The organism is Mucilaginibacter gracilis, from assembly GCF_003633615.1.
Classification (GTDB): domain Bacteria; phylum Bacteroidota; class Bacteroidia; order Sphingobacteriales; family Sphingobacteriaceae; genus Mucilaginibacter; species Mucilaginibacter gracilis.
The window spans coordinates 6,124,550-6,140,099 of the sequence record NZ_RBKU01000001.1; the positions used below are offsets into that span (position 1 = coordinate 6,124,550).

16 protein-coding genes are annotated in these 15,550 nt (G+C 40.9%); 3 read left to right on the forward strand and 13 right to left on the reverse strand.

Annotated features, from left to right (window positions below; genetic code table 11):
• Positions 1 to 9: 9 nt before the first annotated feature.
• The 3 genes from BDD43_RS27315 to BDD43_RS27325 are packed head-to-tail and all read right to left on the reverse strand — an operon-like array spanning position 10 to position 2,574.
• The gene (locus BDD43_RS27315; protein ID WP_121201389.1) at positions 10 to 549 is read right to left on the reverse strand and encodes a hypothetical protein; all 540 of its coding nucleotides are present in this window, start codon (positions 547 to 549) and stop codon (positions 10 to 12) included.
• Positions 550 to 561: 12 nt separating this feature from the next.
• Positions 562 to 1,587 (reverse strand): UDP-glucose 4-epimerase GalE, encoded by a 1,026-nt coding sequence (galE, locus tag BDD43_RS27320; RefSeq protein ID WP_121201390.1) that lies wholly within the window; start codon positions 1,585 to 1,587, stop codon positions 562 to 564.
• Positions 1,588 to 1,590: 3 nt separating this feature from the next.
• Complete coding sequence (locus BDD43_RS27325) at positions 1,591 to 2,574, reverse strand: UDP-glucuronic acid decarboxylase family protein (RefSeq protein ID WP_121201391.1); 984 nt, start codon at positions 2,572 to 2,574, stop codon at positions 1,591 to 1,593.
• Positions 2,575 to 2,686: 112 nt separating this feature from the next.
• On the opposite strand from BDD43_RS27325, the gene BDD43_RS27330 reads away from it, so the two are divergent.
• On the forward strand, positions 2,687 to 3,910 hold the full coding sequence (locus BDD43_RS27330; RefSeq protein ID WP_121201392.1) for a 3-deoxy-D-manno-octulosonic acid transferase: 1,224 nt from the start codon (positions 2,687 to 2,689) through the stop codon (positions 3,908 to 3,910).
• On the opposite strand, the gene hemH is transcribed toward BDD43_RS27330, so the two are convergent.
• Positions 3,907 to 4,923 (reverse strand): ferrochelatase, encoded by a 1,017-nt coding sequence (gene hemH / locus BDD43_RS27335; protein WP_211339742.1) that lies wholly within the window; start codon positions 4,921 to 4,923, stop codon positions 3,907 to 3,909. The genes BDD43_RS27330 and hemH overlap by 4 nt on opposite strands.
• A 174-nt stretch (positions 4,924 to 5,097) precedes the next feature.
• Here hemH and BDD43_RS29805 point away from each other — a divergent pair, with 174 nt between their 5' ends.
• Positions 5,098 to 5,502: a hypothetical protein gene (locus BDD43_RS29805; RefSeq protein ID WP_147425758.1), complete on the forward strand. Its 405-nt coding sequence runs from the start codon at positions 5,098 to 5,100 to the stop codon at positions 5,500 to 5,502.
• A 14-nt stretch (positions 5,503 to 5,516) separates the two neighbouring features.
• Here BDD43_RS29805 and BDD43_RS27345 read toward each other — a convergent pair whose 3' ends face one another.
• From BDD43_RS27345 to trhO, 9 genes are all read right to left on the reverse strand, one after another.
• Positions 5,517 to 6,188: a fatty acid desaturase gene (locus BDD43_RS27345; protein ID WP_121201395.1), complete on the reverse strand. Its 672-nt coding sequence runs from the start codon at positions 6,186 to 6,188 to the stop codon at positions 5,517 to 5,519.
• Positions 6,189 to 6,216: 28 nt separating this feature from the next.
• Entirely contained in the window at positions 6,217 to 7,068 is an 852-nt protein-coding gene (locus BDD43_RS27350) for a 4-hydroxy-3-methylbut-2-enyl diphosphate reductase (RefSeq protein ID WP_121201396.1), read from the reverse strand.
• A gap of 23 nt (positions 7,069 to 7,091) precedes the next feature.
• The gene (locus BDD43_RS27355; RefSeq protein WP_121201397.1) at positions 7,092 to 7,736 is read right to left on the reverse strand and encodes a carotenoid biosynthesis protein; all 645 of its coding nucleotides are present in this window, start codon (positions 7,734 to 7,736) and stop codon (positions 7,092 to 7,094) included.
• Positions 7,715 to 8,803, reverse strand: coding sequence for a glycosyltransferase family 2 protein (locus BDD43_RS27360; RefSeq protein WP_121201398.1), 1,089 nt, complete (start codon positions 8,801 to 8,803; stop codon positions 7,715 to 7,717). The genes BDD43_RS27355 and BDD43_RS27360 overlap by 22 nt, the downstream gene beginning before the upstream one ends.
• A 1-nt stretch (position 8,804) precedes the next feature.
• On the reverse strand, positions 8,805 to 9,425 hold the full coding sequence (locus BDD43_RS27365) for a lysophospholipid acyltransferase family protein (RefSeq protein ID WP_121201399.1): 621 nt from the start codon (positions 9,423 to 9,425) through the stop codon (positions 8,805 to 8,807).
• Positions 9,426 to 9,443: 18 nt separating this feature from the next.
• Complete coding sequence (locus tag BDD43_RS27370) at positions 9,444 to 10,067, reverse strand: lysophospholipid acyltransferase family protein (protein ID WP_121201400.1); 624 nt, start codon at positions 10,065 to 10,067, stop codon at positions 9,444 to 9,446.
• Complete coding sequence (locus tag BDD43_RS27375) at positions 10,064 to 10,882, reverse strand: alpha/beta fold hydrolase (RefSeq protein ID WP_121201401.1); 819 nt, start codon at positions 10,880 to 10,882, stop codon at positions 10,064 to 10,066. Before BDD43_RS27375 ends, BDD43_RS27370 begins: the two co-directional genes overlap by 4 nt.
• Before the next feature lie 180 nt (positions 10,883 to 11,062).
• On the reverse strand, positions 11,063 to 12,532 hold the full coding sequence (gene crtD, locus BDD43_RS27380) for a 1-hydroxycarotenoid 3,4-desaturase CrtD (RefSeq protein WP_121201402.1): 1,470 nt from the start codon (positions 12,530 to 12,532) through the stop codon (positions 11,063 to 11,065).
• 1 nt (position 12,533) lies between these two features.
• On the reverse strand, positions 12,534 to 13,517 hold the full coding sequence (gene trhO / locus BDD43_RS27385) for an oxygen-dependent tRNA uridine(34) hydroxylase TrhO (RefSeq protein WP_121201403.1): 984 nt from the start codon (positions 13,515 to 13,517) through the stop codon (positions 12,534 to 12,536).
• A gap of 250 nt (positions 13,518 to 13,767) precedes the next feature.
• Between trhO and BDD43_RS27390 the strand changes: the two genes are divergently transcribed.
• Positions 13,768 to 15,459 carry a S41 family peptidase gene (locus BDD43_RS27390; RefSeq protein WP_162847182.1) on the forward strand — a complete coding sequence of 564 codons (1,692 nt, stop codon included), beginning with the start codon at positions 13,768 to 13,770 and terminating at the stop codon, positions 15,457 to 15,459.
• The last annotated feature ends 91 nt before the right edge of the window (positions 15,460 to 15,550 follow it).

Consider the following 15,550-nt stretch of genomic DNA (forward strand, 5'->3'; position numbering starts at 1 on the left):
TGAGATTATTTACATGAAAGATTTTATAGTTACACAATCCGGATTATTAAATACAAAGTCGAACCTTTCTTTTAAATCAAATTGATGGTCTTCATGCAGTTTACTATACTTTTCTAAAATATGCTTTAACCTGCCGGCCAAATAAACTAATAATTTTTGGTTGTGTTTTTTTACCGCTTTTATTACTGATAGTTTTAAATTCAAGAGCCTTTCAAAAATAAGCAATCGTAATTCAACCTCCCCAATTTTATCTTTGGTAATTAAATGATAATCATTTACAAAACCACTTAGATAGCGCAACTCCATCATTAATTCGCCAGGGCTTAAATTTAGCACATAGTTCGCTATTCGTTCAAAGTAAACAATTATTTGCTCTTTAGTCCTTTCAAACCGTGCATTATCGCTGTCTTTTGAATCGATAAGTTTATAACGGAGTTGCTCCATTAAAACAACATCTTTACTGATAAGCTTTAATAACAATTTATCCTTTTCGGCAACAGAAAGGTCAAGCACAGCCTGTTTTAATTCCTTATCCTTGTCAATAAGCACCAGAGTAATTGTTTAGAACGGATTTGTAGCCAAATATTTTTCCCAGTTCCAGGCAGATGACATCATGGCATCAACGCCAAGTTCGGCTTGCCAATTTAATACTTTTTTTGATTTGGTTACATCGCCCCAAACTTTTTCAACATCGCCGGGGCGGCGCGGGCCTATTTCAAAATTAAGCTTTTCGCCGGTTGATTGTTCAAAGGCCTTAACAATTTGGAGTACCGAAGTTCCGTTGCCTGTACCCAGGTTAAACATATCGTACCCTTTATCGTAGCCTTCGGTTTCCATTAGTTTTAGTGCGGCAACGTGTGCCTTGCCCAAATCAACCACGTGAATATAATCGCGCATGCACGAGCCATCGGGCGTGTTGTAATCATCACCGTAAACGGTAATTTTTCCGCGCTTGCCAATGGCCGATTGTGTGATAAACGGAACTAAATTTTGAGGCACGCCAATAGGTAACTCGCCAATTAAGGCCGAATCGTGTGCGCCAACCGGGTTAAAGTAACGCAGCGAAATAATGCGCAGTTTACTGCCCGAGTTAATTACATCTTCTAAAATTTCTTCGGCAACCTGTTTGGTATTGCCGTATGGCGATTGTGCAGGCTTTACGGGCGCATCTTCGGTAACCGGTAAAATATCGGGCTGACCATAAACGGTACAACTTGACGAAAATACAAGGTTAACCGGTTGGCCTGTATAAGCCTGTAAGATATTGATAAGCGAGTAAAAATTGTTTTGATAATACTTTAAAGGCATCGCTACCGATTCGCCAACGGCTTTGTAGGCCGCAAAGTGTATAATACCTGTAATACCCGGCTCGGCGGCGGCCAGGCTGATAACTGCTTTTTCGTCGCTCAAATCCAATTCGTGAAAAACCGGTTTAAAACCGATAATCTTGGCAATCTGATCGAGTATCTTAATGTTTGAATTGGAAAGGTTATCAACTATAACCGGCTCATAACCTGCATTTACCAGTTCAACCACTGTATGCGAACCAATATAGCCCAAACCACCAGTAACCAATATTTTAGACATGTATTATTTATTGTTATAGTAAGTAAAATCTTTATGCTGAATTTCGTGATCGGGAAGCGATTTGAAATATTCGTATGTTATTTTCAAACCCTCTGCACGGCCTACCTTTGGTTCCCAGCCCAATATAGCTCTGGCTTTTGTAATATCCGGGCGCCTTTGTTTAGGATCATCTGTAGGCAATGGGTGGCATACCAGTTCCTGGTCTGTACCGGTAAGCTTAATAATCTCTTCGCCAAACTCTCTAATGGTTATTTCGTCGGGGTTGCCAATATTCATCGGTTGTACGTAATCGCTAAATAGTAAGCGATAAATACCTTCCACCAAATCGTCAACGTAGCAAAAGGCGCGGGTTTGTGAGCCATCACCAAAAACGGTTAATGGTTCGCCCCTTAAAGCCTGGCCAATAAAGGCCGGCAATACGCGTCCGTCGTTAAGGCGCATACGCGGGCCATAAGTGTTAAATATGCGCACAATGCGCGTTTCCACACCGTGAAAAGTATGGTAAGCCATTGTAATAGCTTCCTGAAAACGCTTAGCTTCATCATAAACTCCGCGTGGGCCAACCGGGTTTACATTACCCCAGTATTCTTCGGGCTGCGGGTTCACGTTTGGATCGCCATACACTTCGGATGTAGAAGCAATCAGCATCCGGGCACCTTTAGCCCTGGCCAAACCCAAAAGGTTGTGCGTACCCAGCGAACCTACTTTTAAGGTTTGGATAGGTATTTTTAAATAATCTATCGGGCTTGCGGGTGATGCAAAGTGCAAAATGTAATCTAACTCGCCGGCAACATGTACAAATTTGGATACATCGTGGTTATAAAACTCAAAATTTTCCAGCTTAAATAAATGTTCAATATTCCGCAGATCGCCGGTTATCAGGTTATCCATCCCGATTACGTGGAAATCTTCTTTAATAAACCTGTCGCATAAATGCGATCCTAAAAAGCCTGCCGCTCCGGTTATCAGTATCCGTTTTCTTGCCATTCCTCTTTATTTGTTTTAATGTTGCCTAAAAACAATAGGTGTTTGCTTTTGGTCAGCGATATTTCAAAAATCTTTACCTTCGACGACGAAGATAAGTATTTCAAACATTATTATGCTATTATTATACAATTGTTTTATTCGGCTTTATTACATATTGATATTTTTTGTCTCTTTTTTTAACAAAAAGGCAAAATTATTACTAAATGGTTGGTTAAATAATAATTTCAACACTTACAATCAGTCAATTTGGTTTCACTTTGCTTCGCTGGGCGAGTTTGAACAGGGGCGTCCCGTGTTAGAAAAAATGCGATTAGCTTACCCCTCCTATCCTATTGTTGTGACATTTTTTTCTCCATCAGGTTACGAGGTTCGTAAAAACACCCAGCTTGCCAACGCTGTATATTACCTCCCGTTAGATACCGCTAAAAACGCAAAAGAATTTATTGAAACCATTAACCCCGTTATTGCAGTTTTTACAAAATACGAATATTGGTACCATTACTTTAATGAGCTAAACAAGCGTAGCATACCCCTTTACATGGTATCGGCCATATTTAGGCCCAAACAGGTATTTTTTAAATGGTATGGAGCACTGCACCGCAAAATGCTCACCCTTGTAACGCACCTTTTTGTGCAAGATAACGAATCGAAATTATTGCTGCAAAATATAGGCATAAACCATACCACCGTTAGTGGCGACACCCGGTTTGACAGGGTTTGGCAGAACGCTAAAAACCCGGCGCATTTACCACTAATTGAACAGTTTAAAAACAATAAGCCCGTATTTATAGGTGGCAGTACTTGGCCGGAGGATGAAAAACTGATTGCAGAGCTGGTACCGCTTCATGCTGAATGGAAATTTATTATAGCCCCGCACGAAATTACCGAAGATAAAATATTAGCACTAGTAAGTATGCTGCCGCAAAATGAGGTAATCCGTTTTTCGGAAATTAAAAACATGGCCTTACCGCTGGGCAATTTCAGGGTTTTAATTATTGATAATATCGGGATGCTATCATCGCTGTACCAATATGGCGAAATTGCTTTTATAGGTGGCGGGTTTGGTGCGGGGATACACAATACCCTGGAGGCTGCTGCTTTTGGTTTGCCGGTAATTATAGGACCAAAGTTTCAAAACTTTCGTGAGGCCAGGGATATTATTAAAATGAAGCTTGGCTTTACGGTAAATAACTTAACAGATTTAAAACCAATTGCCGATAAATTGATAAACGACAATGCTTACCGCCAAAAAATTGGCGCAGATATTAAAACCTATGTAGAGGATAATACCGGCGCCACTCAAGCTATCATTAACGTGATAAGGCTAAAAGGTTAGGCAATTACCATCTCCTTGAGGGCCTGTATCCACTTAGGCGAATCGTTAAGGCTTTCAACTAATTGGATATGTTCGCCGCCTGCTTCCTTAAATTCGTCGTTGTACTCTACGCTAACTTCGTAAACGGTTTCTAAGCAGTCGGCCACAAAGGCGGGGCAAAATACCAGTAGCCTTTTTTTCCCTTCACCGGCAAGCTTTTTAATAATCTCGCTTGTGTAAGGCTTTACCCAGGGATCACTCCCAAGGCGCGACTGGAAGCAGATGGTGTAACGCTCTTTTGGTATACCAAGCTTTTCGGCAATAAGCCGCGCGGTATCATGGCATTGGGCCGAGTAGCAAAACTTATTGGTATCGTTAAGCGTTGAGCAGCAGTTTTCAACCTTTAGGCAATATTGACCCGTATGATCGCACTTTATCAATTGCCTTTGGGGTAAGCCGTGAAAACTAAACAAGATATGATCGTAAGTATCGGGATCGTATTTTTTTGCGTTATCGGCAAAGGTTTCAATCATCAAAGCATTATCGTGGAACGAATTGATAAATGATATTGGCGGAATAGTTTGCCATTTACGTACAATATCCATCACCTTATCGAAAACGGAACCACTGCTTGCCGATGCATATTGCGGAAACAAGGCTATAACCTGTATGCTATCCACCAGGTTTGCTTTTAAACGTTCCAGTGCCGATTCGATAGAAGGGCTTTGGTAACGCATGGCCAGCTCAACCTGATATTGACTGCCAAGTTGTTGTTGTAATAACTGGTGCTGCATAATGCTATAGTGCAATAACGGAGAACCTGTTTCTTGATCCCAAATGGCTTGGTAAAGTTTGGCCGATTTTGGGCTGCGGAACGGTGCAATAATACCCTTAACTAACAGCGCACGCGAAACGGGGTTAATATCAATAACGCGGCCATCCATTAAAAACTCATTAAGATATTTACGCACGTTGGCGGTTGACGGACTATCGGGCGTACCCAGGTTAACCAATAAAATTCCTTTTTTACTCATACTTTTAATTCGGACTGTAAAGATAGTATTGCCATTTAAGGTTACCGAATTTAAAATGTCAATGAGTTGTTAAAATTCATAACTGATAATAATCATTAAAAAAAAGCAAAAAACATGAAACAGAGGCTTTTAAACTTTATTATTATTTATATTTGGTAAATCAATCTTTTATCAATGAAAAAATACACCTTCCTACTATTTTTATTCTCTATTGTTTTGATTTCGTCGTGTAAAAAAAATGACGAGACAGGCGCGGGAGTTTCGCCTTATTCAAAAACAGTTATCTACCAAGTTGGTATTGCGGTTGGCCCCACTTATAATAATTTTGCGGTTTCGTACACTGGGGCTGATGGTAAAATGGTGGTAGAACCGATAGTAACAGTACCTTGGTCAAAGTCAATATTAATCACCGATATTAGGGTCACTAAAACTTGCACACTAATTGCATCGTCGGCCACAATCTCTGGCACAGCACAAATACCTCTATCAATATCTTCGGATGCTAACAACACAAGCGTTACAACGCCGTTTACTTTCACAAGTAATGCTCACGACGCCAGCATTAGTTATACATTCTAATACCTAACGTTTCATTACTTCAACTTCCACAACAACCACCACGGCGTTCCCGGCGAATCGTGGTGCTCATAGTGGTAGCCAAAAAAGTAGCAGGTAAAAAATGCCAGTATATGGTTTTTAGGTAAACTGCTGCTTTGGTGTTTATTGCTATGCTCGCCTTTGTGCGGGAGGTAGGTGCCAAAGTAAAACAACTGCAACGTGCTTAATAACGACGGTGCAACCCAAAACAGCAACAAATTAGTTTGAGGTATCCATATTTTGAGCCCATTAAACAATACCGCCATCACCACAATTTGCCAAATAGATAAATAATTGCGGATAAAGGTAAAATACCACGTTATAAAATTGCCTTGATGATAATCCGGATCGTCTCCGGTATGCACGTGGCTGTGGTGTTTATGGTGCTTGGTATATAACTGAGGGTACCAAAAAGCAGCGTAAAAAAAGGTGGCCAAATAACCCAGGCTATTATTTATAGTTTTGTTTGCCGATATGGTGCCATGCATAGCATCATGTGCGGTAATAAACAAGCCGGTGTATAAATGCATCTGCAACAGCACAAACACATACAACAACGGATTAGCCCAATTGATATGCCATTGCATTAATAAAATAGTAGAAGTTAGCCAGCAACTTAATACCAGCAGGGCTATTAATGTACCCGTGTAAGGAGTGTTTTGCTTCATCTTTTATTTAACACACTCCATTAAAATATTAGTATTTTTCTAACTCGGCTTTAAACTCTTGCATTAGCCACATGGGTGTGGATGTGGCACCGGCTATTCCTATTTTATCGCCGGGTGCAAATATCGACATATCCAGTTCGTCGGTAGATGAAATGAAGTAGGTATTTGGATTATGTTTTTTACAAACTTCGTAAAGCACCTTTCCGTTTGATGATTTTTTGCCCGATACAAACAATATCTTATCAAAATTGGCTACAAACTTATGCAAATCTTTATCGCGGTTTGATACCTGGCGGCAAATGGTGTCGTTAGCTTTAATATCATAGCCACGGTCTATCAGTTCTTGTTTTATCTGATAAAATTTGGCTGTGCTTTTTGTGGTTTGACTGTAAAGAGTAAACTTTTGGGGCAGATCCGCCTTATCCAATTCGGTAATATCCTGAAAAACCAACGCATCGCCATTAGTTTGGCCCTGTAAGCCAATAACTTCGGCATGGCCATGCTTGCCAAATATTACAATGTTTTCATCAGCATCGTGCGATGTTTTAATGCGGTTTTGCAGTTTTAAAACCACCGGGCACGAAGCATCAATCAAGATAATATTATTTTGTAACGCAGTACGATAGGTTTCGGGCGCTTCGCCATGTGCGCGGATGAGTACCTTTTCGTTATGTAAGGTTTGCAGCTCATCGTGCGAAATAATGCGCAGCCCTTTTGCCTTGAGGCGATCAACCTCCTCGTCGTTATGTACAATATCGCCAAGGCAATATAAATAACCATCTTCGGCCAAAATTTCTTCGGCCATGTCAATAGCATAAACAACACCAAAGCAAAAGCCCGAATCCTGGTCAATAGTTACCTGTAACTGATGCGCTCCCATGGTACAAATTTAGTTAAAAAGGTTTACACTAAATGCAATAGCGCAAAAAACACATACTGTGCTATAAGTAATACCGCGCCAACGCTACTTTGCCTGCTAAACTTAAAAGCCTCGAAAATACCCAGCATTAAACCGCTTAAAATAAACCAGCCCAAATAGTTTTGGCCTGGCGCGGTTAGGCCTGCCCAATGCCAGTAATCAAAGCGAATGGCTATAGGTTCTATCAACACATCAAGCAATACCAACACTACGGCACCTAAAATTACCCTCAGGTTTAAGTTTTTAATACCCGAATACTGCATGAATACGCCGGTACAATAAATGAGCAAAAACCAGTTTACACCTATCATCAACGGTATATCAAACAGTTTTAAACCAAGTGTTTTACCGTAAAAGTAATTGCCAAATATCAGGTGCAAATGTACGCCAACCCACTCGGCGGCAAAGCCCAAAACAAACGTGATGGCTATAAATGCAACAAGCTTTTTATTAAATACTTGATGACTGTAAACCACCACCGCAAACATAAGCAACAAATGGAAGGGTACTATTTTTAAAAACAAGGGCTGTATTGCGGGTATAAAAAAACCTACCAAGCCAACAATATGAAAAAGTATGATGATAGTGATTGCAATGGTAGCCTTTTTCAAACCCGGCGGCCCTTCCATACGTTGGTTTTGGTTAAGTGTTTTTGGATAGCCATATATGATATTATTGTAAGACTTAGCATTTGCAACGGATGCAGCACCACATTATAAAACACATTTTGCCCCGCCAATAACGACATCATAATGCGTGTTAAAACAATTAAACCCAAAGTGAATAGTATTAGCGGCAAATTTGTTGTGATAATGATAAGCATTGGCCCACCTATAAGCAAAGTTAAAAATATTAGGAAGGCCGTAATGTTGTAATTAAAAGCAGCCAAAAAGTTTTTGCTAAAGCCATTAAGGCATTCGGTATAGCTGGTGTACATGCGGCAGTTGAGCATGCCGTTGGCCAGCAACGTTTCCCCATTAAGGTTACGAGCCTTTACCTGCCGCATAATTTCAACATCCTCAACAACGGCTGCTTTTACTGCCTGATGCCAGGTATGTTGATGGTAATCGTCGGCCTTAAAAAACATAAACTGACCGCTGGCTGCCGCTACAGATGCATTTTTGACTAATAAAACCAACCTTACCGGTAATAAATTTAACAACATAAAATGCATCATGGGCACCACAAGCTTTTCGCCGGTGGTTAACATTACCTGGTTGGTAAACAAACTCAATAAACTTAATTTGTTTAACTTCATCCGGTGGATGGCGCTGTTAATAAGGCCATCGTTAACCTGTTCGTCGGCATCAATAAACATAAAGTATTGCCCCTTGGCGTGCCGGGCAAGTTGGTGACAGGCGTAATTTTTACCCAGCCATTGCGCAGGCAGTGGCCCGCCTTCAATTACCTTGAAACGTTTATCGGTGAGGGCAATATCGGTACATATTTTCAAGGTGTTATCGGTTGATGAATCATCAAGAATAAACACTTCATAATCCTGATAGTCTTGCTGCTGAATGGAGCGGAGTAAGTGGGCTATATTAGCTTCTTCGTTTCGTGCCGGGATAAGGATAGATACCAGGCCGGTGTAATGTTTGTTTACACGGCGCAGTTTAGGATCGGACACGAAGTTGAACACCGTTACCGCAAACCGCAGTATTAAAAACAAAAGCACAAAATAAACCGCAAATATCATTTTATACTTTTAGGTTGGTTTGTTGTTGCTTTGCGGCCTGGTAATGCTGTTTAAATTGGGCCGGCAACTGCGCCGCAACAATGGCATTAACGTTTAAAACCTTTAAATAAATATGGGCTGTGGGCTTTTTGTATTGAAAGTTTTCGGTAAAAGTGGCGGATAAAACGTATTGAAAGTTAGCATTTGCCTTTTCGGCGATGTAAACTGCTCCTTTTTGAAAATCAACATCATCAACAAAGTTTGAATATAATTTACCTTGCGGAAAAATGACAACAATATTGTCCGGATGCTCAAGTAAACCGGCGGCATAAGCCAAGGACTGCAATACCTGCCTCGAAGTTTTGGCTACCGAAAATGCCCCCAGGTACTTTAAAAAGTTTATTTTTTGCATACTTTCTTCGAGCACCATAATATGAAATTTTTTTTTAAAAACGGCTTTATTGATATGGTACATTAAAAAACCATCCCACCAGCTAAAATGGTTGGCTATCAGTAAAATTGACTTACCTGCATCAAAACCTGGCTTATTAAACTCCACTTTATGGAAACACCGCCTGATGATCCACTCAATGTAGAAATCAAAAAAACCGGTTATAAAAAAATTTGGCTTTGGTTTTAACATGCACCCGCAAGATAATTATTAATGAGCCACATTAACCTGGTTTTTTAGTGCTTGCTGATGAAAATTATTGATATTGTTAATCAGCTCGTTAAACGGCACCTCTCCGGCTACGCCACAATCAAACAAATGGATGTAAGCCGAAGGTTTTAGGCTTTCAAAATAATCAATCAACGTGGCGCAGTAAACAATTTGGCAGGGGCCCTTAATATGTTTTACCAGGCGCTCTATACCTTTTTCAATGCTGATGGTTGCCGTATGGTTTGATATAAGTTCACCTTGCGGGAAAACTACTACCAGGTTTTCGGGGTCGTTCAGTAAATCGGCGGCGTACCATAACGATTTTAGCATTTCGCGCGTACCGCGCTCTATCGAAAACCCGCCGAATAAGTTAAACAGCATCCGCTTTTCCAAATGGTCGTGCTGCATCATAATAAATAGCTTGCGTTTAAACGTCCAATAGGCCAGGTAATTACCAAAAAAACCGTCCCACCAGCTAAAATGATTGGCCAGCAATAAAATAGAATGCCCCGGTTTAACATTAAAAGGCATAACCTCAATAGTTTTAAATGCTTTGCGCATACGGTAACGCATGTACAAGGCAAATATATTGCTCAGGGTTTTATTACGGCGCGCGGGTATCATGCTGGCAAATTTACTAAATACAAATCCAATGCGGCAGTAACCAGCCAATGGCCCATCGGCACTTCGTGTACTTCGGGGTTATTTAGTAATTCAATAACCGGCATTACCGCCTTTTTGGGGAAAAGCATATCATCACTACCAAAAATTAAACGGCATTTGATATTGTACTTTTTTACTTGCGCTGCAATCTTTGCCATATCTGGCTGTAAAAACCTGATGAGGTTTAGGGTGTAAAATACGTCTTCGCGCTTTTTGGGTGTGTCTATTTCGTTATAAGCTATGGTGTATAGGCTATCGTCAATCATAGCCATTCGTTTTAAAACCTTTAATAGCCAGGGTGCCATCCATTGGCTTTTGCTAATGGTTTTAAATAATAAGCGGCCAACAGTATGGTGTTGCAAAAATGTAAAACCCTTATAACCGGCAAGGCCATCGGGCGCCATTAGTATTACCTCGTCAATCATGTCGGCATCATCTTCAATTAAGGTTAGCGCAAAATTGGCACCTATAGAATAGGCCATTAGCGATATACGCTGCCTGCCATAAACCTTAAACCACTCGTGGAGGTATAATTTAACCATAGCCTTGGGCATTCCTGCTAATATTTGCTTCTCGTTCCAGCCCTTAAGCACACTTTGGCCATGAAAAAAATGGTCGAAGCCGTAAACATGGTAGTCGGTTAATATAGATTGTTGTAAAACATTAAATTGTTTACCCGTCATGCCGTAACCGTGAAATGCCAGCATTGGTTTTGTGCCGCTGCCGTATTCGTGGTAATGTACCGTTCCCAGTCCGGGTAATTGCAAAAAGCCCATAGTTGGCAATTTATAAGTGGTGTTAAGTTAATAGTAGTAAGTATTGAGTCAAAAGTTAGATTATTCTTTTTTTTAACTTAGAACTTATGGCTAAAGACTATCCGTCATTGAGTTAATGGTGTATTAAAACAAATACCCTTAAATTGTTTTAAACGAAATGCGCTAATGGCAACAAGTAAACTAAGCAACCCAATTGCCAACAATTTTGGCCGATAGTAGTGCCAGCGGTATACCGCCACCCGGATGCACGCTGCCGCCGCAAAAGTAAAGCCCGCCAACCTTTGACGATTTATTGGAATGCCGTAAAAACGCCGCGAACTGATTGTTAGAACTGGTGCCGTAAATAGAGCCTTTGTATGACGAAGTTTTGAGCTGGATACTACGCGGATCGAGCACCGATTCATATTCAATTAGTGCGCCAATATCTTCGCCTAAATTTTGCGCAAGTTTATCTAAAATATTTTTGCGTGCCTGGGCAATAAGCAAGTCCCAATCCTGATTGTTGTTTGCTGGTACGTTAATCATCACAAACCAATTTTCGCAACCCGTTGGCGCATCGTCGGCTTTAAGCTTCGAGCTGATATTGATATAAACCGTAGGGTCGCGGTAAATACTTTGCTGCTGCCAAATACAATCAAATTCGGCTTTATAATCGTCGGCAAAAAACACGTTATGCAAATCAAGCTGCGGGAAGGTTTTTTTAATCCCCCAATAAAATATAAGTGCCGAACTGCTCCGCTCCTGCTTTAAAACTTTTTGCGGCCAAAGCTGAGGGTACGGTTTAAGCAATTTGTTGTAAGTAAACCAAACATCCATGTTTGATACCACAACATCGGCTTTTATCAATTCACCTTTTACCTTTACAACCTTGGCCTTTAGCCCATCCGTCAAAACTATCTCATCAACCGCCGAATTAAAATTAAACTTAACCCCTACAGATTGGGCAAGATTAACCAAACTGGTTGTAATGCTGTACATACCACCATCGGGAAAATAAGCACCAAAATGTTGTTCGAGGTGCGGAATAACATTTAATGTTGCCGGAGCCTGGTATGGGTTTGAGCCGTTATAGGTTGCATAGCGATCGAAAAACTGTATCAGCCGTTCGTCGGTAAAAAAACTTTGGTTGGCATGGTGCATGGTACGGAAGGCATCGATACCTGCAAAACGCAAAACAGAGCGTAGCGTATCCCACCTAAAAAACGTATTTAAACGATGAAGCGAGCGTTGCAAAAAAACGTGATTGGTAATATTGTAAATATTGCGGCTGTTTTTAAAGTAGCGTTTTATCCTTTCCGGGCTTTCGCTGGTAACAGCCGCAACTTCGCTAACAAATTTATCCTCGTCGGCATAGGCAGTTAGGCGGGTTCCGTCGGTGTAAAAGTATTTACAAACTACGTTTAGCTTTTGGTATTTAAACGGGCTGGGCTTGCCTGCCAGTGTAAATAGCTCATCAACGTATTGGGGCATGGTAAACAGGCTTGGCCCGGCATCAAACCGGTAACCGTTGCCGTAAATTTCGGAAAGCTTACCACCAGGATAGGCGTTGGCCTCAAATACAACCACATCATAGCCCTTAACTGCCAGGCGTATAGCTGTTGCTATCCCGGCAATGCCTGCACCAATAATAGTTGCCTTGCGTTTTGGCACCTTATTCTGCGTTTGCCGTTGCGGAAGTTGAAATTATTGCCTTACGGGATAATTTAAGCGGACTAACCTGCTGGGGCACTTTTACATAATAACCGGTACCATCGTAAATGCGTTTACGCGGGTGTTGTTTGCAGGCATCTGAGCAGCAACCCTCTAACGCTTCGCCGCAGGCATCGCATTGAGTAAAATGCTCATTACACTCGGGGTTGGCACAGTTTATCATTTTGGCAGTAGTGGTGCCGCAATTGTAACAGGTAGAAATTATTACGGGGTTAACCGCATTAACATCAACAGTTAGGCGGTTATCAAACACGTAACATTTGCCCTCAAAATCTTCGCCGCCGGCTTCTTTGCCGTATTTTATAATGCCGCCGTGCAATTGGTAAACATCGGTAAAACCTTCGTGCAGTAGCAGGGCCGATGCTTTTTCGCACTTAATGCCTCCCGTGCAATAAGTTATTATTTTTTTATCCTTGTATTGGGCAAGCTCATTTATTTTGGATGGGAAATCGCGAAAATTCTCAATATCCAGAGTAACGGCATTTTTAAACCTGCCAACCGAATGCTCGTAGTTTGAGCGTACATCAAGCACCACAACATCATCCCTGTCTTTCATGGCCAAAAAATCTTTGGCTTCCAGGTGAATACCTGTTTTTTGTTCGGGATTGATGATATTAGGATCGCGCAGGCCGGAGTGAACAATTTCGGATTTGTAGCGCACATGCATTTTTACAAATGAAGGCTCTGCAACATCGTCAACTTTAAAATCAATACCCGCAAAACGCGGGTCGGCGTGTAGCGTATCCATGTAAACGTGGCATGCTTCGGCTTCGCCGGATACTGTGCCGTTTAAACCTTCGTTGGCTACAATAATGCGCCCAACCAAATTTAATGATTTACAAAATTTTAGATGATCGGCAGCAAATTGCTCCCCGTCGGCTATTGTTGAATAACAATAATAGAGTAGTGTTTTATACTTTTTCATGATGGCATTGATACTGCTGCAAACAGCGTTTAATGAGCAACAAAGGTAAGTATTTTAGGTGAAAGGTTATAATGAAGTGAAAGGTTGAAAGGTAAAAGGTAACAATAGCATTTCCATGCAAAATCGCACAGTCACCGTTCGGTTACGATACACTTGTGGATTTTTGATTGTGTTCAACATTCACATTATTAATCACTTGCATAATTGGCATTATAATTTATATACTTTTAAACGTTATTACCTTTTCAAAATGAAATTTAAAAACAACCTGCTCATAATTTCCCTGCTTGCCATATCAATCAATTCTTTTTCGCAGCAGCTTACATCAGACAGCGCTTATAACCAGGCGCAAATAGCCCGTAACGATGCCCGTAAACTTTGGAAAAAGCCAGGCGCTACTAAGGAAGAAGTTACGCAGGCGGCTGAAATATTGAATAGCGCTATTGATTATTTGAATAGTGCGCCAGTTAGAGAGCTTTCGCAGGGCAACCTCTTTTTGAACGCCCGCAAGCAAGATGTTTATGCAGATATGGCAAGGGCTTACGCCATTGCCGGGATGAATGAGCAAGCACTAACTGCGCTCGAAAAAAGATGCGGAGAGGGTGCGTTTTACGGTATAGATGAATTAGAAAAGGATACTATTTACAAGAGTTTAAGGACGAATGCTCGTTTTGTAAAAGTATTGGCTGTATTAAAGAACAGAATGCTGTTGTGGAAAGACAATTCACTGAAAACAGCATACAACGCGAATTTGTCATACGAGGAAAAAGTAGCAGGGTTGTCGCTGCTATGGTCTAACGCAAAATATAATTTTGCAAACTTTGACCATGCAGCAATCGATTGGGATAAAACCTATCTTGATTATTTATCGCTCATAAAATCAACAAAAAGCACCTCCGAGTATTATAGGGTTTTACAAACGTTTTATGCGAGGCTAAAAGATGGACATACTAATGTTTACCCTCCTAATGAGCTGGATAAGGATTTTTATTCAAGGCCACCTATTCGTACAGAGTTAATTGAAGGTCGTGTTTTTATTACCAAAGTATTTAGCGATAGTTTAAAAAACGCTGGTATAGTACCAGGATTGGAGATATTGAACATAAACAACATACCGGTGCTATCATATGCTAAAGAAGAAGTGGAGCCATATCAAAGTAGTTCGACCCCGCAGGATCTCGTCATACGCGAATTTTCATATGGCTTATTATTAGGTCCGGAAAAAACTCCGGTTACGTTAGTACTTAAAAACGCAAAAGGGCTTGTATTTACTAAAGCACTGGGCAGGGGTAAGTACCGCGATGCTGTATCGGCGCAAGGCATTGAATACAAAGAATTTGGCAACATTGGCTATTTAACGGTTAACAATTTTGAAGATGAAAAAATAATGACGCGCTTTGATTCGCTTTACACGCGAATAATAAAAACAAAGGGGCTTATCATCGATATAAGGAATAACGGCGGCGGCGACAGCTATATTGGTTACCATATTATAGCTTCTTTAGTAAATAAACCATTTAAATCGTCTGCAGCGCGCATCCCCAGGTATATTTCATTACCGGGTGTAAGCAGCCAATGGAGTTTTAGCAGCGCAGGTGATATTGACCCTAACGGCAAACAGTACTACGATAAGCCAGTAGTGGTACTGATTGGCGCGCGAACTTTTTCTGCGGCGGAGGATTTTACCGTAGCGTTTGATTATATTAAACGCGGTAAACTGATAGGCCAAGCTACGGGTGGCAGTACCGGGCAGCCAATCAGTTTTAATTTACCAGGCGGCGGCTCTGCAAGGGTTTGTGGTAAACATGACACTTATCCAGACGGTAAAGAGTTTGTGGGTATAGGGATACAACCTGATATTATCGTTGATAAAACAATAAAAGATATAATGGCAGGTAAAGACGCCGAACTTCAAAAAGCGTTAGAAGTGCTTAATAAATAAAGACGAAGTTTACAACCTCCCCACTTTTGGACAATACAAGGTTGAAAGGCTTTAACACATTTATCCTTTCAACCTTTATCCTTTCAACCTT